The following is a 23,809-nucleotide window of genomic DNA, read 5'->3' on the forward strand; positions in this document are numbered from 1 at the left end:
AGTCGTTATAATGCGCGGCTCGCCGGGGCAACCCGGAAACTCCGTCACGCGAGTCCGCTCGCACCCGCCCGGGGCTCCCGGACGGAAATCCCATCACCTGGAGAACCCATGCCCAGCGTTAAAGTCCGCGAGAACGAGCCCTTCGAATTTGCGCTCCGCCGTTTCAAGCGCACCTGCGAAAAGGCCGGCGTGCTGGCCGAGACCCGCAAGCGCGAGTTCTACGAAAAGCCGACCCAAGAACGTAAGCGTAAGGCTGCCGCTGCTGTGAAGCGTCAGTTGCGTCGTTCCTCGCGCGACGTCACCAAGCGCCAGCGCTTGTACTGATCGAACGCGGTTCCTTACCGGTGGGTAGGCGCTGTAGGCGCGACCCACCGGGATCGAACCCAAGAGCCGGCACGCGCAAGCGTTGCCGGCTTTTTGTATTGGTCCCGGGTCAGGCCAGTCTCTGCGATCGCAACTGCGTGGCTGCCGAGCTTGGTCGCAACCGCATCCGCTTCGCTCGCCCCTCTACTTCCTGCCGCTGCGCTCTGCCAGCCATAGCGTATCGGCATACATTCAACATGCAAATCTTAGGAGTCACCGCATGCCCCTCAAGCAGCAGCTCACCGACGACATGAAGGCCGCCATGAAATCCGGCGACAAGCACAGCCTGAGCGTGATCCGGCTGATCAATGCCGCAATCAAGCAGAAGGAAGTGGACGAGCGCATCGAGATGGACGATGCCGCCGTGATCGCCGTGCTCAACAAGATGGTCAAGCAGCGCAAGGACTCGGTGACCCAGTTCGAGGCCGCCGCGCGCGACGATCTGGCGCAGATCGAGCGCGAGGAAATCGTGGTGATCGAGCGCTATCTGCCGGCCAAGATGGGCGAAGCCGAGATCGTTGCCGTCATCCAGGCTGCAATCAGCGAAACCGGAGCGAGCAACCCCGCCGACATCGGCAAGTTGATGGGCGCGCTAAAGCCCAAGCTAGCCGGTCAGGCCGACATGGGTTTGGTCTCGACGCTGGTCAAGCAGCACTTGGCAGGCTGAAATCTCCATCCGCACTGCCCTGCGCCAGTTGGCCGGGGCAGAGCGAGGCTTGCGCTTTGATGGCGGGGTGCCGCCGGTTGCGTGGTTTGCCAGCTGTGAGTTCCTCAACGAAGCAGCCTGCTTGATCCTGCTTCGTTGTCGCGTTCAGCGGACGCGGGGCGACATTGCCAATAGCGAATGTATGAAGATGTCGCAGTTCTGCAGCAACTGCCGATCTCACGATCGATGTCAGCTAATGGTTGAGTCAGCAATCTCGACAAAGCACGTCGCTTCGCCGCCCTGAACACCATGCGATCGGCACACGTGCACGACATCCGGCATCGTCCACGCCGCATGAATCGCGATACCCGGCGACCACGACTCACTAGCGCTGGACGAAGCGATGTACCCACTCACCCCTACATTCGCAGCAACGCGTTCCATGCACCATTGCACCAAACCGCTACGCTTTCACCAGACCTTCGATCCCGCCCTGTTAGAACGGATCGGCCAGCGCAGGCGCGGGCGAAGCACTCCGCATACCGGTTTTGCCTAACGACACCTGCGCGCACGACGGTATGCCCAAGGATTCCATCGCCGGTGACGAAGCTCTCAACCGAACACCTGCACAAGCATCTCGGCCGCCTGCAGCGCAGCCTGCCAGTAGCACTGCTGAATCGTTTTCTCGAGATCGATGTGATGACGCAAGCCGCATCGCTGTCGTTCTACGCCTTGCTGTCATTGGCACCATTGCTGGTGCTGCTGCTGTGGCTGACCGCCTCGCTGTATCCGCCTGCGCAGGAAGCGCTGGTGCAGCAAATTGCGCAACTGGCCGGTGGTAGCGCTGCGGAAGTGGCCGATACCGTGATCCGCAATGCCACCGATCAACCTGGCGTCGGCTCGCTGGCCGGACTGTGGAGCACGTTGCTGCTGTTCATTGGTGCCACCGCGGTGTTCGCGCAGTTGCAGAACGCGCTGAATCTGATCTTCCGCACCGACAAGCAGCGCCTGGAAGGCGTCATGGCGTGGCTGAAGAAGCGCGTGTTCTCCTTCGGCGTGATCCTGGCGTTGGGCTTTTTGCTGATCGTGTCGATGATCGCCACCACCGCGCTGCAAGTGGTGTTCGCGCGGCTGCCATCGGTGCTGCCGGCGCTGGGCTACGTCACCACACTGGCGCTATATACGCTCGCGTTCGCATTCCTGTATCGCTATCTGCCCGATCGCATCGTGAACTGGCGGCAGGCCTTCATTGGCGGCCTCATCACTGCGCTATTGTTTGCGCTGGGGCGTTACGGCATCGGACTGTATATCGCCGAAGCCGCACCCGGCAGCGCGTATGGTTCGATGGGCACGCTGGTCATCTTGCTGGTGTGGATGTACTACGCCTCGGTGGTGTTCTTCGTCGGCGCCTTGCTGACCGCGGTAATCGACGAACGCGTGCGTTCGCACCGCAAGCTGCGCGAGGCCGGGGTGGATCCGGAGCATGTGCTGGAAGGGTCGGTCGCACCGGTCGTTACCGCATCGGACACGCAGGACACGCGCACGCGTAGTTGATTTACGCCTGGCAAAATGTGCGGCGCATGACTCGCGCGCACGCAGCAGCGCGCTGAATCAGGCGGGCGCCAGCTGCTGGGATATCCTAGTGTGATGCCCCGCATCCCCGACGCGTTTATCGACGAACTGCTCGCACGCACCGACATCGTCGAGGTGGTGGGCGGTCGCGTACCGCTTAAGCGCCAGGGCAAGGAATATTCAGCGCGCTGCCCGTTCCACGACGAGCGCTCGGCCTCGTTCACGGTGTCGCCGACCAAGCAGTTCTATCACTGCTTCGGCTGCGGCGCGCATGGCACCGCGATCAGTTTCCTGATGAATTACGACCGCCTCGAATTTCTCGACGCGGTCGACGAGCTGGCCAAGCGTGCCGGCATGGAAATTCCGCAGCACACACAGCAACGCACGCCCCAACAGCAGGACGACAGCCGCGAGCTGTATTCGGCACTGGAGGCCGCCGCCAAGTTCTTCCAGCGCCAGCTTGAGGGCAGCGAACGCGCCCGCGACTACCTGGATGGGCGCGGCGTGGATGCCGACAACCGCATGCGCTTCCAGATCGGTTACGCGCCCGATGGCTACAGCGCCTTGAAGGACGCGCTCGGCACCGATGCGCGCCGCATGAGTGTGCTCGAGCGCGCCGGGCTGTTTTCCAAGAACGATCGAGGCCACGTCTACGACAAATTCCGCGACCGGGTGATGTTCCCGATCTTCGACCGGCGTGGCCGCGTGATCGCGTTCGGCGGACGCATCATGGGCGCGCCGGTCGACGGCCGCGACCCGGGGCCTAAGTACCTCAATTCGCCGGAAACCGCGCTTTTCCACAAGGGCCGCGAGTTGTATGGCCTGTGGCAGGTGCGCCAGACCAACCAGAAGATCGAGCGGCTGATCGTGGTTGAGGGCTACATGGATGTGGTCTCGCTGTTCCAGTTCGGCCTCACCCAGGCGGTGGCCACGCTGGGCACGGCGACCACGCCCGAACATGCCGAACTGCTGTTCCGCAACGCACACAAAGTGTATTTTTGCTTTGACGGCGATAGAGCGGGTAGGTCTGCAGCGTGGAAAGCGCTGGAATCGGTACTGCCGAAAATGAGAGAAGAAAAGCAGGCTTTCTTTCTCTTCCTTCCCGATGGCGAGGATCCGGACAGCATCGTCAGAAGTCAGGGGCCTGACGCATTCAATGCCCGCCTTGAAAAGGCAACCCCTATTTCAGAGTTTTATTTCAATCAGCGTCTGCAAGGAGCACAACTCGCCAGCAGAACCGGACAGGCTGCTTTTTTCGACAAATGCAAACCCGATATCGTGGCGATGCCCGATAGTGGTTTCAGAGACATCATGGTTACCCGGATCAAAGAACTTACCGGCCAGGATATCTTTGGAGCGTCTAAGAGGAAGAGCAGCCTTCCATCCAATACCAACGGCCGAGAGGCAGTTCCCAAGCGCAGCTTGGTGCGCGCCGCCATTGCGATCCTGCTGCAACAGCCATCGCTGGCGCTTAGCCTGGACCGCCACCACGACCTAACCGCCCTGCGCCTGCCTGGTGTGGAACTGCTGATCGAGTTGCTGGATCTTGTGCAGCAACGTCCCGAAATCAGCACCGGTGCGCTGCTGGAACATTTTGCCGACCGCGCAGAACAGGCCGCCTTGCAGAAACTGGCCGCGCAAGCGCTTCCCGGCGACGAACACAGCTGGGCAATGGAGTTGCACGACGTGGTTACCCAACTTGATAAGCAATTGCTGCGTCAGCGCGTGGAAGAACTGCAGGCCAAACAGCGCTCGCAAGGGCTGGACAACACCGACAAATACGAAATGCGCGAGTTGCTCAAGGCGCTCGCAGCGCTCTAAGAGTGGCTAACAAAACGTAGCGCGCGTGCATGCGATGGTGCTGCACGGTGCGCTCAGAACCGACTTGTGCAATTGGGTACATACCATTCCGAGCAGCGGCCGCGCCTGCCTGACGGTGAGCGCGACCGTTTTGCCAATCGCTCGCGGTGGCAACTGCCTGTCGTTGCGGCTAACGCACCCAAGGCAGTAGCAGATGGTCGACCATCAGAAACGCGAACAACGCCATCAGGTAGACGATGGAGTAGCCGAACATCTTCATCGAGAACAGCTCGTCTGGCGGGTCGAGCATGCGCCATGCGTACCAGAGGAACACCACGTTGAGCACTACTGCGCCGCCGAGGTAAAACACTCCGCTCATGCCCACCGCCACCGGCAGCACGGTCACGATTGCCAGCAGCACCGTGTAGACCAGGATCTGCCTGCGCGTATGCGGCACGCCGTGGGTCACCGGCAACATCGGGATCGCCGCCTTGGCGTAATCGGCGCGACGAAAGATCGCCAGCGCCCAGAAATGCGGCGGCGTCCAGATAAAGATGATCAGCACCAGCAGCGAGGCGTTGATCCAGTCGGCACTGGTCGGCAAGCCGGTGACTGCGGCCCAGCCCAGCATCGGCGGCATAGCACCGGCCAGCCCGCCGATTACGATATTCTGCGAGGTCGCACGTTTCAGGTACACCGTGTAGATCACCGCATAGCCGATCAGCGAAGCGAAGGTCAGCACCGCGGTAATGACGTTCACCCACACCACCAAGATGGTCATGGAGATCACGATCAGCACGCTGGCAAATACCAGCACCTGCCACGGACGCACCTTGCCCACCACCAGCGGCCGCCATGACGTCCGCGCCATCTGCGCATCGATCTTGGCATCGAGCAACTGATTGATCGCCGCCGCCGCCGAGGCCGCCAGCCAGATACCCAGAAAGCCAAGCGCACCGGTGCGTACCTGTGGCCAGGTCGGCATGTCCGGGATGGCCAGGAACATGCCTACCAACGCGGTGAACACGATCAGTGCCACCACCTTGGGTTTGGTCAGATCCCAGTAATCGCGCACGCTGACAGCCATCCTCACTCCGGCGCGCGCAGCCGCGCCAACAGCGAGACCAACACGAACAGCAACGCCAGCGCGCCACCGTTGTGCATGACCGACACTTCCAGCGGCAGCGCCAGCTTGACGTTGAGCATGCCCAACATTACCTGCACCGCCACCAGCACTGCCAGAGCGCCCCCCCAGCCGCGCATGCCCGGCGAGCGCGACAAGCGCCACGCCAGCCACCATAGGTACAGCGCCGTCGCAATGGCCCACAGCCGGTGTGCCATCTGGATGGCAATACGCGCCGCGCCATCAAGCACGCCGCCTTCGTAATCCACCCCGATCCCACGCCACAGCGTGAAGCCTTCGCGAAAGTCATGCGGCGGCCACCACTGGCTGACGCAACGCGGGAAGTTGTCGGCCGACCAACTGCCGCCGCCACACGCCAAGGCCGCGTAATTGGCACTGACCCAGCCACCGAGCGCGATCTGCAGGCCCAGCACCGCCACGCCCAGGCGCAGCAGCCACTTCAGCAGCGAGGCGTCTGCCAAGGTGATCGGCACATGGGTCGCGCGCCAAGCCATCCACACCAGCAGCGAGAACATCAGCATGCCGCCAAGCAGATGCCCCATTACCACGATGGGCTTGAGCAGCAGCGTCACCGTCCACATGCCCAGCAGCGCCTGGAAGATCACCACCGCCAGCGTCAGCACCGCAGCGCGAGCCAGATCAATATTGCTCCAGCGCAGCGCCGCCGACAGCAGGACGGCCTCGCCCGCGACCGCCATGCCAAACGCGACGCTGTGCCAGCCGGACATGTAGAGAGGAATCGACAGCGCCACCAACACTGCGGCCGATACGACTTGCGCAATGCCCATGCGGCGCCGACGTGCTGCCAGCAACGACAACACCATCACTTCCACACCGAGTGCGCCGGCCAGGAAACGGTGCACCTGTTCGCGCCAAGCCTTGTGCGATTCCAGCGGACGGATCTGACTGGCCACATGCGTGTTGGCTTCGTCGGTGGTCTGCGGCCAGGTGACACGGCCGTAGCAGGTCGGCCAGTCTGGGCAACTCATCCCGGCATCGGACAGGCGCACGAACGACCCGAACAGGATCGTGCTCGCAGTGAACAACGCAGCCAGCCATGCCATGCGGTGGAAGTGGCGAAACAATGCCGGTGGCGCAAACAGATTCATCGAAACAGGCTCACATCAGTTTCAGCAGCTTGACCAGATCGGCACGCAAGCCGGCCGGGTCGAAACCCGGAGCGTAACGCAGGATCACGAAGCCATTGGGATCGATCACATACACCGGCACGCCGGCAGCGTCGGCGGCGCGCGGCAGCAAGGCCTGCCGCAGCCGCGCGTCCTCGCGCAGCACACGCAGGGCCGGCATCGGCGGCAAACCGGTTGGCGGGGTGCCGATCCACAACACCTCCACCTTGTCGGCGCGATGCCCAAGCAACTGCCACACCTTGTCCAGTTCGGCCGCCAGCGTCACGCACTGCTGCGTGCAATTTGGCGGCGGTGCAAGAACAATCCGCCAGACCCGCTCGATCGGCGCCCACGCATATGGCTGCCCGTTCGCGCGTAGCGGAACCAATGCACGCAGGTCGGCAGGCGGTTTCAGCAGTTCGCCGTGATTGCGCATCGATGCCGGCTGCCATCCGGAGAAGCGCAGCACGCCGGCCAGCAACATCGAGCCGAAGAACAGCACCGCCAGGGCAATCAGCATGCTGCGGCCGCGTTTGACCGAGTGCGGCGTGGCCGATGTGGATGAGGTCATGCCGGCGATTTTCTCATGCCGCAGGCGTCAGTGCTCGCGTCGAGGGCGGCGGTGCGCACGCCACGTCAGCAGCGTTGCGGTGAGCAGCACTGCCGTAGCCAGCCCGAACCATTGCACCGCATAACCCAGGTGCCGCGCGGGTGGCAGCGTGTTCGGCAGCATCTCCAGATCGCGCGCATACCCAACCGGTAGGGCCGGATCCAGGCGCAAGACCTGCGACGAAATGTCGCGCCTGCCAAGCGTGCTGCGCAAGGCCGTTGTATCCAGGCGCGTGGCTAACCAGATCTGCGGTGCATCGACCGCTGCCAATGCCGGCCCAATGGCGAGTCCAGCCGAAGGCGGTGCGCTCAACAACCCCTGTATTGCCTGGGTACCTTGCATCGGAGTGATCGTTGGTAACTGCCGATTCGCCGGCAGCGGCAGCCAGCCCAGCTCAACCAGCAACGTGCCTGACATGCCTTCCGGTGCTGCAAGTTGATAGACGCGCACACCCGCGCGCCCTTCGTGCAATTGGTTGTCCAGCAAGACCTGCTGCGGCAGAAAGCGCACGCGCCCGCTCACCCAGTCCAGTTCGTGCGGCATGGCGAATGCCTGCATCAAGGTCAACGGCGTCTCACGAACATGCGCAGCGCGTTCCAGTAAGGCTTGCTTACCATGCATGCGCTGCAGCTGCCATTGCCCAAGCGCCGCAAAACCAGCGCTGACCAATAATGCCAGACACCAACCCAGCACCATCGTGTGCTTGCGCATCATGACAAGCGAGGCAAAAAGGCGTGCAATGCCGTTACCACGCCGATGACTACCGGGGCTGTTGTGAACGATTCGCTCAAGACGCTGCTGATTGTCGCCTTCCTGATCGTGATCCTATGGAACCTGGGCGCCGGTCTCTACTACCTGCTCACCGACCGTGGCGAGACAAAGCGCACAGTCAACGCACTCACCTGGCGCATCGGTCTGTCGGTCGCGTTGATCGCGGTCGTGATCATCGGTATCTACACCGGCTGGATCAAGCCGCACGGAGTTGGGCGCTGACGCGCCGGGATTGGGCGTTAGATGCGCAACAGCGACTTGTCACTGCGCTATTACGAATCCCCAATCCCAGCCCTCAAAGTACATACACGAATAGGAACAACGCCAGCCACACCACGTCCACGAAGTGCCAATACCACGCTGCTGCTTCGAAAGCGAAATGGTGATCGCGGGTAAAGTGCCCCTTCGCGGCACGCATCCACATCACTGCCAGCATGATCGTGCCCAGCAGCACATGCATGCCGTGGAAGCCGGTGAGCATGAAGAAGGTCGAACCGTAGATGCCAGATCCAAGCGTGAGATTGAGTTCGGTATAGGCGTGGATATATTCCTCGGCCTGCAGGAACAAAAACACGCAACCCAGCAGCACGGTCAGGCCCAGCCACAGCAACAACGAACCGCGACGTCCGCCTTTGAGCGCGTGATGGGCGATGGTCAAGGTAACGCCGGAGCTGAGCAGGATCAGCGTATTGATCAGCGGCAAGCCCCAGGCCGGGATGGTCTGAAATTGTCCACCGATCGTGCCAGGGCCATTGGTCGGCCACGCAGCGGAATAGCCGTTCCACAGCAACTCGTTGGTCATCACGCCATCGCCTTCGCCACCCAACCAGGGCAGCGTCAGCACGCGGGTGTAGAACAACGCACCGAAGAAGGCGCAGAAAAACATCACTTCGGAAAAAATGAACCACACCATCCCCATGCGGAACGAGCCGTCTACTTGGCGGTTGTAATGCCCGGCGTTGGATTCGCGAATGACATCGCCAAACCACATGAACAAGGTCGCCAGCAACATCGCCACGCCAGCAAAGAACGTCCAGCGCCCCCATGCTGCGTCGTTGAGCCAACTGGCCACGCCGATCATCATCACGAACATCGCAATCGACCCCACAAACGGCCACTTGCTCTGGCTCGGGACGAAATACGCATCGGCATTGGAACTATGGTCGGCCATGGCGTTGCTTCCGTGTCGTGGGGCGAGTGGATGAACAGTTACGGTGCTGCGCGCGGCGCGCTGGATGCGCCAGCGCCCTGTAATTCCGAGGTCAGTGCGTCGTTGCGATAGAACGTGTAAGACAAGGTGATGGTGGCGACTTCCGGCGGCAAGGCAGGGTCGACGATAAAGCGCAGCGGCATGTCGCGCGTTTCGCCTGCCTGCAAGGTCTGCGCGGTAAAACAGAAACATTCGGTCTTGTTGAAATATCCCGATGCGCGCGCTGGCGCGACCGACGGCACCGCGCTACCCACCACCGCACGCGCGCTATCGTTGCGCGCGAAATACAGCGCTTCGTTGAGTTCGCCAGGCACCACGTCCATCGTCATCTGCTCGGGATGGAAGGTCCACGGCAGTTTGGAATTCACCCCGGCATCGAATTCCACCCGCACGGTACGCTTGCCGGATGCAGCAAGCGCACCCTCGCTCGCACGTGAGCTGCCGCTGCCGGGTGCACGCTCCATGCGGATTCCGAACACTTTCTCGCAGGCGATGCGGTAGAGCGGCACCAGCGAAAAAGTCAGCACGAACACGCCCAATACCACACCCAGCAGCTTGAACAGGCCGGCAGTCGGTGCAGGCGCGGGCGCGCGGGCATTCATCGTGCGATGACTCCAGAGGCGATGAAGCCTGCGTAGATCAGCGCTGCGACGATGCCGACTGTGACCGCAGTGCGGCGGACGGCACGACGCTGTTGCGCCTGCCGTTCGGCAGCGCAGAGCAAACGTATCACGGCCGATGCCGGCGCGGGCTCAGTGACCGATGTCTTCATGCGCAAGATCTCCAGGCTTGATCATCGGCGGCACGGTGAAGGTATGCGCCGGCGCAGGTGAGGGCACTGTCCACTCCAAACCCTTCGCCCCTTCCCATGCGCGCGCATCGGCCTTTGCGCCACTGCGCAACGACGCGAGCAGAATCCCGGCCATCAGGAACGGTGTGGCGAACATGCCGAACGCACCGATCGAACTGATCAGATTCCAGTCGGCGAACACCACGTTGTAATCGGGAATACGCCGCGGCATACCGGCCAAACCGAGGAAGTGTTGCGGGAAGAACAATAGATTGACGAACACCATCGTCCACCAGAAGTGGAACCGGGCCCAGGTCTCGTTGTACATGCGTCCGGTCCACTTCGGCCACCAGTAATACACCGCTGCAATCAATGCGAACACCGCACCGGTAACCAGCACATAATGGAAATGCGCGACAACAAAATAAGTGTCGTGATACTGGAAATCCGCCGGCACGATCGCCAGCATCAGGCCCGAGAAACCACCGATGCTGAAGAGAATGACGAATGCCACTGCCCACAACATCGGCGACTCGAACGTCAGCGAGCCTTTCCACATCGTGCTCACCCAATTGAACACTTTCACCCCGGTCGGGATGGAGATCAGCATCGTGGCGAACATGAAGTAGATTTCGCCACCGAGCGGCATCCCCACGGTGAACATATGGTGTGCCCACACGATGAAACTCAGGAAGGCGATTGCGGCAATCGCATAAACCATCGCCTGGTAACCGAACAGCGGCTTACGGCTGAAGGTGGGAATGATTTCGCTGACCACGCCGAACGCCGGCAGGATCATGATGTAGACCTCAGGGTGCCCGAAGAACCAGAAGATATGCTGGTACATTACCGGGTCGCCGCCGCCGGCGGCGTTGAAAAAGCTGGTACCGAAGAACTTGTCGGTCAACAACATGGTCACCGCACCGGCCAGCACTGGCATCACGGCGATCAGCAGGAATGCGGTGATCAGCCAGGCCCAGCAGAAGATCGGCATCTTCAACAGATCGATGCCAGGCGCGCGCATGTTGAGCACGGTTGCGATGATATTGATCGCACCCATGATCGAACTCACGCCGGCCACATGGATCGCGAACACGCTGAAAGCCACGTTGTAGCCGCCTTGCAACGACAGCGGCGGATACAACGTCCAACCACCCGCCGGCGCGCCGCCCGGCAAAAATAGCGTCAGCAGCAACAAGGTGAACGCGACCGGCAGCAACCAGAACGACCAGTTGTTCATGCGCGGCAACGCCATGTCCGGCGCGCCGATCTGCAGCGGGATCATCCAGTTGGCCAGGCCGACGAAGGCCGGCATCACGCCGCCGAAGATCATCACCAGTGCATGCACGGTGGTCATCTGGTTGAAGAATTCCGGTTTGACGAATTGCAGCCCGGGCTGCATCAGTTCAGCGCGGATTACCACGCTCATCGCCGCGCCGACGATGAACATCACGAAGGAAAACAGCAGGTACAGCGTGCCGATGTCCTTGTGATTGGTCGAGAAAAACCAGCGCTCGACGAAACCGGGCTGGTGGTGTCCGTGGTGATCGACTGCGGTATGCGCCATGACGGAACGACCTCTGCCAAACGAGCGGTTGTGAGCGATTAAAGAACGGCGGTCGGCGCCGCGGCTGGCGCTGTTTCGCCAGACGGCGTCACAGGTGCAGCGGCTGCCGCAGATGCACCCGCAACACTGCGGCGCGCTGCCAGCCAGCGCTGGAACTCGGCTTTGGGCAATGCTTCGACCACGATCGGCATGAATCCATGATCCTTGCCGCACAACTCGGCGCATTGCCCGCGATACACGCCCGGCTGCTCGATATTGGTCCATGCCTCGTTGACGATGCCGGGAATCGCGTCCTGCTTCCAGCCCAGTGCAGGCACCCACCAAGCGTGGATCACGTCGTCGGCAGTAATCACGAAGCGGATTTTGGTATTGACCGGCAGCACCAGACGGTTGTCGACGTCCCGCAGATAATGCGGCTGCGACGCAGCGGTCGGGCGCTCACCGCTCTGCCGGATGCGGTCGGATTCACGCGCCAAGCGACTGGTGAATTCCACACCCTGGCCCAGATACTCGTATTTCCACATCCACTGATAGCCGGTCACCTTGACCGTCATTTCCGATTCGCGGGTGTCGTACATCGCAATCAACTTGGCTGTCGCCGGCCACGCCATCGCGATCAGCACCAACACCGGAATCACCGTCCACAAGATTTCGGCCGTGGTGTTGTGACTGAATTGCGCAGCCACCGCGCCTTTGGACTTGCGGAACTTGAAGATCGCATAGCCCATCGCCGCGAACACCAACGCGCCGATCACCACGCACACCCACAGCGCAACCATGTGCGCCTCGTAGGCCATGCGTGCGGTCTGGGTCACCCCTCGGCCCATGTTGAGCTGCCATTCCTTGGGGTCGGCCGATTGCGCCCATGCGGCAGGCGCGCTCAGCAGCGCCGTCATCGCCAAGCCCAAGCGTACGTGCATCGACTTCCAGCTGCTGCGTTGCGTCATTGCCTAGACCCTTACGTCATCGGTGACGGCCATTGGCGGCCGCGAGCAAGCGTTTTAGCGTAGTTGCCAGTTCTACACGTTCGGCCGGCCCGAGAAAACTTCCGATCTCGATTTGCTTGCCGCTGCTCACCAGCAACACTCTGTCGTCGCGTTCCATGCATAACCGAACCCAATGCGGATGTGCCTGAAACGCTGGTGGCGCGTGTCCGGACGCAAACACCTCGACAACGGTTTCCTCCACCCGGATCGCTTCTTCGCGCTCGCCACTTCGCCACAACTGCCGTAGCGCCAGCGCCACCACACCACTGTGCAACAGGGCGAACATCGGCGCGAACGCATTGCCGGTCCACCAACCCAAGCCTGCAAACAACCACATCGTTCCCGCCAACACTGCGAACAGCAGCACGAATTGCTTGCCCGACAGTGCCCGCGGAGGCCGCAACCGCACTTGCGTCCCAACCCTTTCAGCCATCAACGGCAGCAATTGGATCATTGGTAGACGCAGCGCACTGCGGGAATGTCTTGATGGTAGACCCGCGCGAATGCATGCGGCAAGCGTTTCCGAAGATCCAGGATTTGCTGCAGTGCAGCTAAAAAATGCGCGTAAATCAACCACTTCCGAGCTGCGTGGCGACACCTGCTTCGAAGCAGGCCCGCCAAAGCAAGTGCTGGAGCAAGTGCTGGCGACCGACATGCACAAAACGGCAGGAAAGCTGCCGCTTCCACACAAGTGCGCGGGCGGGGTGGCTCACTAGAATGAGCGAGGATTCCCAGCCCTCTTTCGCATGAACGCTCAGCTCGACCCGTTTGCCTCCAACCCGGTTGCGCGCCCGCTGTTGGCGCCCGAACTGCCCGCCGCGCCAGGCGCTTTGCGTGCCGCCGTCACCGCCGCCTGGCTCAAGGACGAAGCCGAGCACGTGCGCGAATTGCTAGCCCATGCACGCCTCCCGGCCGCCGAACAAACGAAGGTGCAAGCGGTCGCGGCCGACTTGGTCACCCGCGTGCGCGTGCGCGCACACGACCAGAGCGCGATCGAAGCCTTCATGCGCCAATACGACCTGGGCAGCGAAGAAGGCGTCCTGCTGATGTGCGTGGCCGAAGCGTTGCTGCGTATTCCCGATCAGAACACTGCAGACAAACTGATCCGCGACAAGCTCGGCGATGCCGACTGGAACAAGCACATGGGCGGCAGCGACTCGGTGCTGGTCAACGCATCGACCTGGGGGCTGATGCTCACCGGCAAGCTGGTGCAGCTCAACGACCTCACACGCGCCGATGTGCCCGGTGCATTCAAGCGACTGATCGGCCGCGTCGGCGAACAGGTGATTGGTCTGGCTGTGCGTCAGGCAATGAAGATCATGGGCCATCAATTCGTCATGGGACGCACCATCGGTGAGGCATTGTCGCGCTCGCGCAAAGGCGACAACGCCGATTACCGCTATTCGTTCGACATGCTCGGCGAAGGCGCACTCACCATGGAGGATGCGCAGCGCTATCTGCAGGCGTATCGCGATGCGATTCATGCGATCGGCCGCAGCGGCAGCTTCGTCGGCACCGACGTGTTCGCCGCGCCCAGTATTTCGATCAAGCTGTCGGCGCTGTATCCGCGCTACGAGCATGCAAAACGTGCACGCGTGTTGGCCGAACTGGTTCCCGGCGTATTGGAGCTGGCGCAGTTGGCCAAGGCCTACGGCATCGGCTACACCGTCGACGCCGAAGAAGCAGACCGCCTGGAACTGTCGCTGGACATCATCGAGGCCACGTTCTCCGACCCGTCGCTGGACGGATGGGAAGGCTATGGTCTTGCCGTGCAGGCGTATCAAAAACGCACGCCCTATACGATCGATTTCCTGGCCGATCTTGCACGTCGCCTCGGTCGGCGCATTCCTGTGCGTCTGGTCAAAGGCGCGTATTGGGATGCAGAAATCAAGCGCGCACAGATCGAAGGCCACCCCGGCTATCCGGTATTTACCCGCAAGCAGAATACCGACGTGTCCTACCTTGCCTGCGCACGTCGCATGTTCGCGCACAGCGATGCGCTGTATCCGATGTTCGCCACCCATAACGCGCAGACCATCGCGGCGGTGCGTGCGATTGCTGCAGGCAAGACTTACGAGCATCAGAAGCTGCACGGCATGGGCGATGATCTGTATGCCGAAGTGATTCCGGCCGATCGTCTGGGTGTGCCCTGCCGCGTGTATGCACCGGTCGGCTCGCACGAGGATCTGCTGCCGTATCTGGTACGCCGCCTGCTCGAAAACGGCGCCAATTCCAGCTTCGTCAATCGTATTACCGATGAAACCGTCGCTATCGAAGATTTGATTCGCGATCCGGTCGAAGCGGTTTTGTCATTTACCTCCATTGCGCATCCCAAGATTCCGCTGCCAACCGAACTGTTGCGCAGCCAGAACCAGCACAGGAAAAACTCCATGGGCGCCAATCTCGCCAACGACAACGATCTGCGGCAGTTGGCCGAGCAACTCAATGCCGCGATCAAACCGTGGAAGGCAGCCCCGCTGGTGCCCGACGCGGTGATCAGCACGCCCAGCGAGGCGGTGCTCAACCCGGCAGATCGTCGCGAAACGGTCGGGCAGTGGCAGCCAGCCGACCCGGCCACCGTACAGACGTCCCTGGCGACCGCTGCCGCCGCGCAGCCCGCCTGGAACCGCACACCTGCAGCAAGTCGCGCCACCATCCTGGAACATGCCGCCGAACTGCTCGAAGCGCGCATGCCCGGATTCATGGCGATTTGCGTCAAGGAAGCCGGCAAGACCTTGCCCGACGCAGTGGCCGAGGTCCGCGAGGCGGTGGATTTCCTGCGCTATTACGCCAGCCAGGCACGCGCGCAGTTCGGCGCGCCCGAACGCCTGCCCGGACCAACCGGCGAATCCAACGAGCTGCAGCTGCATGGCCGCGGCGTATTCGTCTGCATCAGCCCCTGGAACTTCCCGCTCGCCATTTTCCTCGGCCAAGTCGCAGCCGCCCTCGCTGCAGGAAATAGCGTCATCGCCAAACCGGCCGAGCAGACCAACCTCATCGGATATGCCGCAGTAAAACTACTTCATGAAGCTGGCATCCCCGAAGCAGTCGTGCAGTTCTTGCCAGGCGATGGCGCCACCGTCGGCGCCGCACTGACCAACGATCGGCGGGTCGCCGGCGTCGCTTTTACCGGCTCCACCGACACCGCACGCATCATCAATCGCACGCTGGCCTCGCGTGATGCCGCGATCGGCGTCTTGATTGCCGAGACTGGCGGCCAGAACGCCTTCATCGCCGACTCGTCGTCGCTACCGGAGGCCGTCGTCAAGGACGCGATCTCCAGTGCCTTCATGTCTGCCGGCCAACGTTGCTCGGCCGCACGCGTGCTGTTCGTCCAGGACGACATCGCCGACAAGGTCATGACCATGCTCGCCGGCGCCATGGGTGAGTTGAAAATTGGCGACCCCGGCCAGTTGTCCACCGACATTGGTCCCGTTATCGATGCCGATGCGCTCAAGATTCTCGGCGATCACGCAGCGCGCATGGATCGCCAAGCTCGCCTGATCGGCTGCACCACATTGGATGCAGTAACCGCAAACGGCAGCTTTTTCGCTCCGCGCGCGTACGAACTGACGTCGCTTGCGCAGTTACATCGCGAGGTTTTCGGTCCCGTCCTGCACGTGATCCGCTGGAAAGCCGATCAGCTAGACACTGTTATCGATCAAATCAACGCCACTGGATATGGCTTGACCCTAGGAGTGCACTCGCGCATCGACGAGACCATCGAGCGCATTACTTCACGCGTCACGGTCGGCAATGTTTACGTCAACCGCAACCAGATCGGCGCCGTCGTCGGCGTACAGCCCTTCGGCGGCCAGGGCCTATCCGGCACTGGGCCCAAAGCCGGCGGCCCGCACTACCTGTTGCGTTTTGCAACCGAAAAGGTCGTCACTGTCAACACCACAGCCGCAGGTGGCAACGCCTCACTACTGACAATGGGCGACTGAGACGAGGATAATGGCCGTCGCGTCAGGGTCTTGGCCTTGCCACGATGCAACACCTGCACGCCATCCACCTCGCGCCCGCGATCGCCCAGATCCACGATCGCCACGGTTGGTTGGATACCCAGATCCTGCAGCAACCCGCGCGTCCGCTCCAGTTCTGGCAGCTCAACCGGTGACAAGCACGACCCGCGCGAAATTGCGCTTGCCAACCTGGATGACACCCTCAAAGCCTTGGCCAAACTGGCGCGAAGGATCCTCGACCACTTCGCCGTCGATCTTGACTGCCCGCTCCTTGAGTTTGCGCGTGGCTTCGGAATTGCTGGGCGTCAGGCCGGCGGCAGTGAGCAGGCTTGCGATCCGCAGCCCTTCAGCCGGCACGGCCACTTCCTGCAGTGGCAACAGGCTGGTGTCGCCCTGCCCCGTCACCACGGCGTGCCAGCCGGCAATAGCCTGCTCGGCCGCTGCGGCATCGTGAAAACGTGCGGTCAGTTCGCGAGCCAGACGCAATTTGACCTCGCGCGGGTGCAGCTCACCCGAAACGACCTGTTCTTTCAGGCGCGCGGCCTCGGCAACGTCAATGTCGAAGGACAGCAGATCGATCCAGCGCCAGGTCAACTCGTCACCGATCTTCATCGTCTTGGTGACAATGTCGATGGCGGGCTCATTGATACCGATGTAGTTGCCCAGCGACTTGGACATCTTGGCAACGCCATCCAGACCTTCCAATAACGGCATGGTCAGCACGATCTGCGGCGCCTGTCCATAATGTTCCTGCAAGCTGCGACCCACCAGAAGGTTGAACTTCTGATCGGTGCCGCCCAGTTCGACGTCTGCCTTCAAGGCGACCGAGTCGTAGCCCTGCACCAGCGGATACAGGAACTCGTGGATGGCGATCGGCTGGTGGCCGCTGAAGCGCTTGGCGAAGTCGTCGCGCTCGAGCATGCGCGCGACCGTGTGCTGCGCCGACAACTTGATCATGTCTGCGGCACTCATCTGGCCGAACCATTCGGAGTTGAAGCGCACCTCGGTACGCTCGCGGTCGAGGATTTTAAAGACCTGCTCCTCATAGGTACGCGCGTTGGCCAGCAACTCTTCGCGACTGAGCGGCTTGCGGGTGACGTTCTTGCCGCTAGGGTCACCGATCATGCCGGTGAAGTCGCCGATCAGGAAGATCACCTGATGGCCGAGCTGCTGAAAATGCCGCATCTTGTTGAGCAGCACGGTGTGGCCCAAATGCAGATCCGGTGCGGTGGGATCGAAGCCGGCCTTTACCCGTAGCGGGACACCTGATTTGAGCCGCGCTTGGAGCTGATCGAGCTTGAGGATCTCGTCGACACCGCGGCCAATGAGCACAAGGGATTCTTCGATAGTGGCCAACCACAGACTCCAGCGGCGTGTGCCGTCAAAAACATGAATGATGTTAAACGCGAGTTAATTCCGCGCCGAGTGAAATAATGAACAGGCTCAATACTTTGACGCGCTGTTACATGGTGCCTATGTTACCGATGTTTGCGCTCGCATTCCGAGCCGCTTAGGAATTTGAACGATGCAGAACTCAGAGCAGGGCCGTGCGCGTAAGCGGCGCTTTCAAGAACGTCTCCACGTCCTCCACGACACTGCACTGCATCGCAAGCTCAGGGCACACCTGTCGGCAGCATTCAACGACAGCTGGACACGCCGCCATTGGATCCATGCCAGTCTGTTCGCGACCATCGGCGCGCTGGTCGCGACGATCGTGCCGGGCTTTTCCAACGCAATCGATACGCCGCTCTCCAGCCATTCCACGCTGGCATTGCCGCTGCCGCCCTTGTTACCTAGCCGCAAGCAGCTCGCGCCTGGCACCGATTGGGAAAGGGTGCAGGTCAAGCCCGGTCAGACGCTGAGCACCTTGTTTAGCGAGTTGGGGATTCCGACCGCGGTGATGTATCAGGTGCTTGCGCATCCGGGCACCAAGGAGGCGCTGACCAAGTTGCGTCCAGGCACCGAGATCGCCTTCGATATGCCAACGCCAGGGCAGCTGCGCGCACTGCGCTTCGATCGCGACGACAGCCATCGTGTGGAGCTGCGCCTGTTGGGCGACAGCGTGCGCGAGAACGTCACCGAGCGCGCGACGACCATGCGTACGGTGGTGGCAAGCGGGGAAATCAGCAGTTCGTTGTATGCATCGGCCGGCAAGTCCGGCCTGTCACCGGCGGCGGTGGCGATCATGACCGACGAGATTTTCAAGTACGACATCGACTTCGATAAGGACCTGCAGCCGGGCGACCGTTTCAGCGTGGTGATGGATGAGAGCTGGCGCGAGGGCGAGCGGATCGGCACCGACGAGATCCTGGCGGCGACCTTCACCACTGGTGGCAAGACCTATACCGGCTTCCGCTTTAAGCGCGAGGGCAAGCCGGCCGAGTATTTCGACATCAATGGCCGGCCGCTGAAGAAAAGCTTCATCCGTATGCCGGTGGCCTACAGCCGTATCAGCTCCACCTTCGGTGCGCGTAAGCATCCGGTGCTGGGCACCATGCGCATGCACAAGGGTGTGGATTACGCGGCCGCCTCGGGCACGCCGATCATGGCTGCTGGCGATGCGCGCGTGGTGTTTGTGGGCACCCAGCATGGCTACGGCAACGTGGTGATCCTGGACCACGGCAGGAACTTCAGCACGCTGTACGGGCACATGTCGCGCTTCGGCAAGATCAAGGCCGGCCAGCGGATCAATCAGGGCACGGTAATCGGTTATGTAGGCATGACCGGTCTGGCGACCGGCCCGCATCTGCATTACGAATTCCGCCTCGCCGGCCAACAGCGCAACCCGATGTCGGTGACCATGCCGCCGCCGGAGCCGCTGCAAGGCGCCGAGCTGGCGGCGTTCCGCGCGCAGACTGCGCCTGCATTGGCACGTATCGAAAGCATCGAGAAGCTGATCTATGCCGATGCCGCCAAGCCTGGCAAGAGCAAGCCGCGCGGTTGAGTGGAGCGTATGACAAGCCTTTGCGAGCAGTTCCCTGGTCGAACACTGCACCTGTTCATGCCGAAAGCGCAGCCTTGCTAAGCCGCCACTATGAATGAAAAGCCGGTTGACGGCTCTGCCCCAGCTGCACAAGCTGGGCGATTGTGCATATCTGGCTCGGGCATGTGTGCTCTGAAACACGTGGAATTCCCGCTCTATCTGGGCCTGATGTCGGGCACCAGCGCCGACGGCATCGATGCCGCGCTGGTGCGCTTTGCCGACGGCACACACCGCCGCTGCGAACTCGTCGCAGGCATCACGGTGGCCTGGGAGCCGCAACTGCGGGAAAGGTTGGTGGCGCTGGGCCAAGGAGCTGAGGCGATCGCCATCGATGCGCTCGGCCAGCTGGACGCGCAGGTGGGACTGGCGTTTGCCGCTGCTGCCAATCAGCTGATCGGCGAAAGCGGCGTGGACCGGCAGCGCATTCGCGCAATCGGCTCGCATGGGCAGACCATCCGCCACCGACCGAAAGCGAATCCGTCTTTCACCTGGCAGATTGGCGATGCCAGCCGGATTGCCGAGCACACCGGGATCACCACGGCGGCCGATTTCCGCCGCCGCGATGTCGCGGCCGGTGGGCAAGGCGCGCCGCTGATGCCGGCCTTCCATCTGGCGATGCTGGGCGCGGGCGACGAAGACCGTGCCGTGCTCAATCTGGGGGGCATCGGCAATCTGACGTTGATCCCGCGCGATGGCGCGGTGCGGGGCTTCGATACCGGGCCGGCCAATGCGTTGCTGGATAGCTGGTGCCAGCAACACCATGGCACCTCGTTCGATGCCGAGGGTGCATTTGCCGCCAGTGGGCGAGTCGATGCGGCATTGCTGCAGGCGCTGTTGGCCGACCCATGGTTTGCATTGCCGCCGCCCAAGAGCACCGGGCGCGAACAGTTTCATCTGGCCTGGGCGCTGCAGGCAATGCAGACGACAGGCAGCGCGACCCCACATGCGGCCGATGTGCAGGCGACCTTGCTGGAACTCACCGCGACCACCGTGGCCGATGCGTTGCTGCGGCTGCAACCCGACACCCGCCGAATAATGGTGTGCGGCGGCGGAGTGCGCAATCCTGTGTTGATGGCACGATTAGCGGCACGGCTGCCAGGCGTGGTGGTTGAATCCAGCGCGCGACATGGGCTGGATCCGGACTACCTGGAAGCGATGGGCTTTGCATGGCTGGCGGCGGAGTTGCTGGCGGGACGCGCGGCCAATCTGCCGTCGGTGACCGGAGCGATGGGGTCGCGGTTGCTGGGGGCGATCTATCCGGCGTGAGTGGTATGGATCGGCTCGACCTGCATGCCACTCGCCTTCGCTTTTTGGGATACAACCCGGGAATTGTGCGATTTTCGACCGGCGTGCAAACGATTATGGGTCGGCGATGAGGTATGCGGTCCAGATCGAGGAGTGCAAAGAAGCCGAGCCTTCTCGGCAGCGTGCATCGCTTGCTGACCGAGCCATTAGGCTTTCCAGAACAGCGTCGCGCCAAGTGGATTCGCACGCGAGGCAGCGCTGGCCAATTGTTGTGCAGCGCTAGGGATTATTTCCCGCCGGCAGCGCTTTGAGCGCGGCAATGGCTTCGGCAAGGGCATCGACTTCCGGATGCTGCAGGCCGCCGGTGACTGCGTACTCACTGGCGAACAGGCCGTGTTCGAGCAGATGCATGACGGTCTGGTGCTGGGTCCAGCCACGTGCCACGGAAATGCGGCGGACCCTGTCCACCAGCACCGGATCGATGTCACGCAATACCAGATCGGTCATGCCCTGCCTCGTGCAATGCGCTGCCCCGCTGGCATCATCGGCAACCTTGGCCGGCGTTTCAATCCGGCCGCCTGTCGTGCGCCAACAGGCGTGGCCACAGCCAGGCCAGCAGCAGCAGCGTCGGGACCACGGTCAGGGCGCTGAGGATGAAGAAGGTGCTGTAGGACGTCGCTTCGACCAAAAAACCAGAAACGCCGCCAGCGAACTTGCCCGGCAGATTGGCCAGCGAGACCAACAAGGCGTATTGGGTCGCGGTGAAGTTGCGGTCGGTCAGCGAGGACATGAAGGCCACCAGCACGGTGGCGGCAAAGCCCTGAAACAAGTTGTCTGCGCTGAGCGCGGCATAAAACGCCCACAATTTGCCGGGGTTGTATGCCATCAGCAGGAAGGCGAGGTTGGACAGCGCCACGCCCAATGCGGCGACCAGCAGCATGCGACGGAGCCCGAACGCCGCCACCGCTGCACCGCCGGCGAAGGCACCGACGATCCCCATCCAGACGCCGAACAGTTTGGAGACGGTGGCGATGTCGGCTTTGGTGAAGCCCGAATCCAGATAGAACGGGCCAGCCATGACGCCGATCACCTGGTCGGGGAACTTGTACAAGCCCACGAACAGCAGCAGCACGATGCCCAGCGCCAGGCCATTGCTGGAAAAGAAGCTGGAAATCGGCTGCCAGAACGCACCGACGACATCGACACGGCGCATCACCGTCGCCTCGGTCCGGTCGGGTTCGCGGCACAGCAAGGTGGTGACGATCGGCAGCAGCATCAGTGCCGCCATGCCCACATAGGCCCATGTCCAGCCCAGGTATTCGGCCATGTACAGCGCGCCTGCGCCGCCCAGGATCAAGCCGATGCGATAGCCCAGCGTGTAGGTCGCCGCCAGCGCGGCCTGCGCTGCGTCGGGAGCGATTTCGATGCGATAGGCATCCACGACCGAGTCCTGGGTGGCACCCCAGAACGAGGCAAACAGGACCCAGCCAATCAGGCCGGTCACGCTCAGGTCCGGACGCGAGAACGCCAGCGCAAACAGGCCGATGGTGACGCCGATCTGCGCGACCAGCAGCCAGGAGCGACGGCGCCCGAGAAACGCGGTGAGCGGAAACGCATAGCGGTCGATCAGCGGCGCCCACAGGAACTTGAGCAGGTAGAAGAAGCTCGCCAGACTGATCAGACCAATGCTGCCCAGGTCAAGGCCGACATCGCGCAACCGGGTCGACAAGGTTTGCGAAGCGATCAGCAGGAACGGCAAGCCGCTCCCGAAGCCGAGCAGCGCCATGGTCGCCGCCGATGGCGTGGCGAAGGCGTGCTGGATGCCGCGCCAGCTTTTGTAGAGAGCAGCGGGTTTGGTCATGCGTGTGGCCGGTGGGAACGGAAGGCGATCGGCGCGGCCGATTGAATGCGTCGCGCAGTGGCGTGGGTCGAGCTTTCGGAGGCAGACAGCGCGCTCCGAAAAGTATTTATGGCATCAACGTGCGTCGTATCGAAGTGAGATAGTGCAGCTTCCACGACCGACGTCTTGATCTGTGTCTTCAGGCCGCTCGAGGGCAACCGACCCTGACTGCCCATCGCCCTACCACGCAAGTCGCGCTGCGTGGCGGCAACGTCGCCAGCCAGGCCCAGTTCGGTAGCGGCAAAACGCTGGCGTTGTTTTTCAGAAGCCAATGCCAGTGCTTGACTCACTGCGCGTAATCCACGATGTAGGGCGCGTGGTCGGAGAAGCGCTGTTCGCGGTAGATCGAACAGGCTTTCAAAGTGTCGCGCAGGCCGGGGGTGACCAGTTGGTAGTCGATGCGCCAACCGACGTTGTTGGCGCGCGCGGCGCCGCGGTTGCTCCACCAGGTGTAGTCCTCGCCCTGCGGGTGCAGCACGCGGTAGCTGTCGACCCAGCCGCGGCCGTTGGCGGCATTTGCGTCGTCCAGCGCGTCGGCGCACAGGCCGTTGAGCCAGTCGCGCTCGGGCGGCAGGCAGCCGGAGTTCTTCTGATTGGATTTCCAGTTTTTGATGTCCAGCGCGGTGCGCACGATGTTCCAGTCGCCGCACAGCACGTACTGCCGGCCGCTGGCCAGCCACTCGTCCAGGATCGGCCGCAGCCATTTCATCACCTGGAACTTGTAGTCCTGGCGCAACTCGCCCGACGAGCCGGACGGAATATAAAAAGACACCACGCTGAGGTTGCCGAAGCGCGCTTCGATGTAGCGGCCCTCTTCGTCGAACTCGGGCCAGCCCAGCGCGGTGCGCACCTCATCGGGCTCGTGCCTGCTATAGATCGCCACGCCGCTGTAGCCCTTCTTGGTGCTGGCGTCGCGGAACCAGGCCTTGTAGCCGGTGGGCAGGAATTTCGGCCCGGCCAGTTGATGCTCCTGGGCCTTGGTCTCCTGGACGCACAGCACATCGGCGTCCTGAGCGGCGAACCACTCGAAGAAACCCTTGCCGGCGGCCGAGCGCAGGCCGTTGGCGTTGAAACTGATGATGCGCATAGGGGCCTGGAATAGGGAATTGGGAATGGAGAATCGTAAAGCC

Annotated in this window: 22 protein-coding genes and 1 pseudogene; 8 read left to right on the forward strand and 15 right to left on the reverse strand. The window is 62.1% G+C overall.

Features of this window, described 5'->3' with window-relative positions; genetic code table 11:
- Nucleotides 1–108 precede the first annotated feature (108 nt).
- The 4 genes from rpsU to dnaG all read left to right on the forward strand — a co-directional run bounded on the left by rpsU (nt 109) and on the right by dnaG (nt 4,402).
- Complete coding sequence (gene rpsU / locus J5I97_RS17395) at nt 109–324, forward strand: 30S ribosomal protein S21 (RefSeq protein ID WP_002808376.1); 216 nt, start codon at nt 109–111, stop codon at nt 322–324.
- Nucleotides 325–583: 259 nt separating this feature from the next.
- A complete protein-coding gene (locus J5I97_RS17400) occupies nt 584–1,030 on the forward strand; it encodes a GatB/YqeY domain-containing protein (protein WP_208587854.1) in 447 nt (148 codons plus the stop codon).
- Nucleotides 1,031–1,609: 579 nt separating this feature from the next.
- Nucleotides 1,610–2,563: a YihY/virulence factor BrkB family protein gene (locus J5I97_RS17405; RefSeq protein ID WP_208587855.1), complete on the forward strand. Its 954-nt coding sequence runs from the start codon at nt 1,610–1,612 to the stop codon at nt 2,561–2,563.
- A 93-nt stretch (nt 2,564–2,656) separates the two neighbouring features.
- Nucleotides 2,657–4,402 carry a DNA primase gene (gene dnaG / locus J5I97_RS17410; protein WP_208587856.1) on the forward strand — a complete coding sequence of 582 codons (1,746 nt, stop codon included), beginning with the start codon at nt 2,657–2,659 and terminating at the stop codon, nt 4,400–4,402.
- Nucleotides 4,403–4,571: 169 nt separating this feature from the next.
- Here dnaG and cyoE read toward each other — a convergent pair whose 3' ends face one another.
- From cyoE to J5I97_RS17430, 4 genes are read right to left on the reverse strand one after another with little or no spacing between them, the layout of a single operon-like run.
- On the reverse strand, nt 4,572–5,468 hold the full coding sequence (gene cyoE, locus J5I97_RS17415; RefSeq protein WP_208587857.1) for a heme o synthase: 897 nt from the start codon (nt 5,466–5,468) through the stop codon (nt 4,572–4,574).
- Between the two features lie 2 nt (nt 5,469–5,470).
- Nucleotides 5,471–6,634 (reverse strand): COX15/CtaA family protein, encoded by a 1,164-nt coding sequence (locus J5I97_RS17420; protein WP_208587858.1) that lies wholly within the window; start codon nt 6,632–6,634, stop codon nt 5,471–5,473.
- Nucleotides 6,635–6,644: 10 nt separating this feature from the next.
- Nucleotides 6,645–7,223 (reverse strand): hypothetical protein, encoded by a 579-nt coding sequence (locus J5I97_RS17425; RefSeq protein ID WP_208587860.1) that lies wholly within the window; start codon nt 7,221–7,223, stop codon nt 6,645–6,647.
- 27 nt (nt 7,224–7,250) lie between these two features.
- Nucleotides 7,251–7,976: an SURF1 family protein gene (locus tag J5I97_RS17430; RefSeq protein WP_208587862.1), complete on the reverse strand. Its 726-nt coding sequence runs from the start codon at nt 7,974–7,976 to the stop codon at nt 7,251–7,253.
- Between the two features lie 60 nt (nt 7,977–8,036).
- Between J5I97_RS17430 and J5I97_RS17435 the strand changes: the two genes are divergently transcribed.
- Nucleotides 8,037–8,255: a twin transmembrane helix small protein gene (locus J5I97_RS17435; protein WP_088062145.1), complete on the forward strand. Its 219-nt coding sequence runs from the start codon at nt 8,037–8,039 to the stop codon at nt 8,253–8,255.
- 73 nt (nt 8,256–8,328) lie between these two features.
- Here the strand turns inward: J5I97_RS17435 and J5I97_RS17440 are convergent, their stop codons facing one another.
- The 5 genes from J5I97_RS17440 to J5I97_RS17460 all read right to left on the reverse strand — a co-directional run bounded on the left by J5I97_RS17440 (nt 8,329) and on the right by J5I97_RS17460 (nt 13,040).
- Nucleotides 8,329–9,204, reverse strand: coding sequence for a cytochrome c oxidase subunit 3 (locus J5I97_RS17440; RefSeq protein WP_208587864.1), 876 nt, complete (start codon nt 9,202–9,204; stop codon nt 8,329–8,331).
- Between the two features lie 38 nt (nt 9,205–9,242).
- A complete protein-coding gene (locus J5I97_RS17445; RefSeq protein ID WP_208587865.1) occupies nt 9,243–9,845 on the reverse strand; it encodes a cytochrome c oxidase assembly protein in 603 nt (200 codons plus the stop codon).
- Between the two features lie 150 nt (nt 9,846–9,995).
- Nucleotides 9,996–11,600 (reverse strand): cytochrome c oxidase subunit I, encoded by a 1,605-nt coding sequence (ctaD, locus tag J5I97_RS17450; protein WP_208587867.1) that lies wholly within the window; start codon nt 11,598–11,600, stop codon nt 9,996–9,998.
- 38 nt (nt 11,601–11,638) lie between these two features.
- A complete protein-coding gene (gene coxB / locus J5I97_RS17455) occupies nt 11,639–12,547 on the reverse strand; it encodes a cytochrome c oxidase subunit II (RefSeq protein ID WP_208587869.1) in 909 nt (302 codons plus the stop codon).
- Nucleotides 12,548–12,563: 16 nt separating this feature from the next.
- The gene (locus J5I97_RS17460; RefSeq protein WP_208587871.1) at nt 12,564–13,040 is read right to left on the reverse strand and encodes a DUF2244 domain-containing protein; all 477 of its coding nucleotides are present in this window, start codon (nt 13,038–13,040) and stop codon (nt 12,564–12,566) included.
- Nucleotides 13,041–13,332: 292 nt separating this feature from the next.
- Between J5I97_RS17460 and putA the strand changes: the two genes are divergently transcribed.
- Complete coding sequence (gene putA / locus J5I97_RS17465; RefSeq protein WP_208587873.1) at nt 13,333–16,533, forward strand: bifunctional proline dehydrogenase/L-glutamate gamma-semialdehyde dehydrogenase PutA; 3,201 nt, start codon at nt 13,333–13,335, stop codon at nt 16,531–16,533.
- Between the two features lie 14 nt (nt 16,534–16,547).
- Here putA and J5I97_RS17470 read toward each other — a convergent pair.
- Both J5I97_RS17470 and tyrS read right to left on the reverse strand, forming a co-directional pair.
- Nucleotides 16,548–16,688, reverse strand: a pseudogene (locus tag J5I97_RS17470) (IS5/IS1182 family transposase); the annotation flags it as partial.
- Nucleotides 16,689–16,695: 7 nt separating this feature from the next.
- Entirely contained in the window at nt 16,696–17,907 is a 1,212-nt protein-coding gene (tyrS, locus tag J5I97_RS17475; RefSeq protein ID WP_208587875.1) for a tyrosine--tRNA ligase, read from the reverse strand.
- 169 nt (nt 17,908–18,076) lie between these two features.
- Here tyrS and J5I97_RS17480 point away from each other — a divergent pair, with 169 nt between their 5' ends.
- Together J5I97_RS17480 and J5I97_RS17485 are read left to right on the forward strand one after the other, a co-directional pair.
- Nucleotides 18,077–19,495, forward strand: coding sequence for a M23 family metallopeptidase (locus J5I97_RS17480; protein WP_208587877.1), 1,419 nt, complete (start codon nt 18,077–18,079; stop codon nt 19,493–19,495).
- 162 nt (nt 19,496–19,657) lie between these two features.
- Nucleotides 19,658–20,800: an anhydro-N-acetylmuramic acid kinase gene (locus tag J5I97_RS17485; RefSeq protein ID WP_208587878.1), complete on the forward strand. Its 1,143-nt coding sequence runs from the start codon at nt 19,658–19,660 to the stop codon at nt 20,798–20,800.
- Between the two features lie 258 nt (nt 20,801–21,058).
- On the opposite strand, the gene J5I97_RS17490 is transcribed toward J5I97_RS17485, so the two are convergent.
- The 4 genes from J5I97_RS17490 to J5I97_RS17505 are packed head-to-tail and all read right to left on the reverse strand — an operon-like array spanning nt 21,059 to nt 23,766.
- Complete coding sequence (locus J5I97_RS17490) at nt 21,059–21,286, reverse strand: hypothetical protein (protein ID WP_208587879.1); 228 nt, start codon at nt 21,284–21,286, stop codon at nt 21,059–21,061.
- A 58-nt stretch (nt 21,287–21,344) separates the two neighbouring features.
- Nucleotides 21,345–22,640: an AmpG family muropeptide MFS transporter gene (locus J5I97_RS17495; RefSeq protein ID WP_208587880.1), complete on the reverse strand. Its 1,296-nt coding sequence runs from the start codon at nt 22,638–22,640 to the stop codon at nt 21,345–21,347.
- Nucleotides 22,637–22,969, reverse strand: coding sequence for a hypothetical protein (locus tag J5I97_RS17500; RefSeq protein ID WP_208587881.1), 333 nt, complete (start codon nt 22,967–22,969; stop codon nt 22,637–22,639). The genes J5I97_RS17495 and J5I97_RS17500 overlap by 4 nt, the downstream gene beginning before the upstream one ends.
- Nucleotides 22,966–23,766 carry an exodeoxyribonuclease III gene (locus tag J5I97_RS17505; protein ID WP_208587882.1) on the reverse strand — a complete coding sequence of 267 codons (801 nt, stop codon included), beginning with the start codon at nt 23,764–23,766 and terminating at the stop codon, nt 22,966–22,968. Before J5I97_RS17505 ends, J5I97_RS17500 begins: the two co-directional genes overlap by 4 nt.
- Nucleotides 23,767–23,809 lie beyond the last annotated feature (43 nt).

It is taken from the genome of Xanthomonas fragariae (genome assembly GCF_017603965.1).
In the GTDB taxonomy this organism is placed as follows: Bacteria; Pseudomonadota; Gammaproteobacteria; order Xanthomonadales; family Xanthomonadaceae; genus Xanthomonas; species Xanthomonas fragariae_A.

Bases quoted from the DNA above. Each gene is read 5' to 3' on its own strand.
- J5I97_RS17430 (WP_208587862.1), bottom strand. From the start codon at position 7,976: ATGATGCGCAAGCACACGATGGTGCTGGGTTGGTGTCTGGCATTATTG.
- J5I97_RS17480 (WP_208587877.1), top strand. From the start codon at position 18,077: ATGCAGAACTCAGAGCAGGGCCGTGCGCGTAAGCGGCGCTTTCAAGAA.
- putA (WP_208587873.1), top strand. From the start codon at position 13,333: ATGAACGCTCAGCTCGACCCGTTTGCCTCCAACCCGGTTGCGCGCCCG.
- coxB (WP_208587869.1), bottom strand. From the start codon at position 12,547: ATGACGCAACGCAGCAGCTGGAAGTCGATGCACGTACGCTTGGGCTTG.
- rpsU (WP_002808376.1), top strand. From the start codon at position 109: ATGCCCAGCGTTAAAGTCCGCGAGAACGAGCCCTTCGAATTTGCGCTC.
- ctaD (WP_208587867.1), bottom strand. From the start codon at position 11,600: ATGGCGCATACCGCAGTCGATCACCACGGACACCACCAGCCCGGTTTC.
- J5I97_RS17420 (WP_208587858.1), bottom strand. From the start codon at position 6,634: ATGAATCTGTTTGCGCCACCGGCATTGTTTCGCCACTTCCACCGCATG.
- J5I97_RS17425 (WP_208587860.1), bottom strand. From the start codon at position 7,223: ATGACCTCATCCACATCGGCCACGCCGCACTCGGTCAAACGCGGCCGC.
- cyoE (WP_208587857.1), bottom strand. From the start codon at position 5,468: ATGGCTGTCAGCGTGCGCGATTACTGGGATCTGACCAAACCCAAGGTG.
- J5I97_RS17445 (WP_208587865.1), bottom strand. From the start codon at position 9,845: ATGAATGCCCGCGCGCCCGCGCCTGCACCGACTGCCGGCCTGTTCAAG.
- J5I97_RS17460 (WP_208587871.1), bottom strand. From the start codon at position 13,040: ATGATCCAATTGCTGCCGTTGATGGCTGAAAGGGTTGGGACGCAAGTG.
- J5I97_RS17485 (WP_208587878.1), top strand. From the start codon at position 19,658: ATGTGTGCTCTGAAACACGTGGAATTCCCGCTCTATCTGGGCCTGATG.
- J5I97_RS17400 (WP_208587854.1), top strand. From the start codon at position 584: ATGCCCCTCAAGCAGCAGCTCACCGACGACATGAAGGCCGCCATGAAA.
- J5I97_RS17495 (WP_208587880.1), bottom strand. From the start codon at position 22,640: ATGACCAAACCCGCTGCTCTCTACAAAAGCTGGCGCGGCATCCAGCAC.
- J5I97_RS17505 (WP_208587882.1), bottom strand. From the start codon at position 23,766: ATGCGCATCATCAGTTTCAACGCCAACGGCCTGCGCTCGGCCGCCGGC.
- J5I97_RS17490 (WP_208587879.1), bottom strand. From the start codon at position 21,286: ATGACCGATCTGGTATTGCGTGACATCGATCCGGTGCTGGTGGACAGG.
- J5I97_RS17440 (WP_208587864.1), bottom strand. From the start codon at position 9,204: ATGGCCGACCATAGTTCCAATGCCGATGCGTATTTCGTCCCGAGCCAG.
- dnaG (WP_208587856.1), top strand. From the start codon at position 2,657: ATGCCCCGCATCCCCGACGCGTTTATCGACGAACTGCTCGCACGCACC.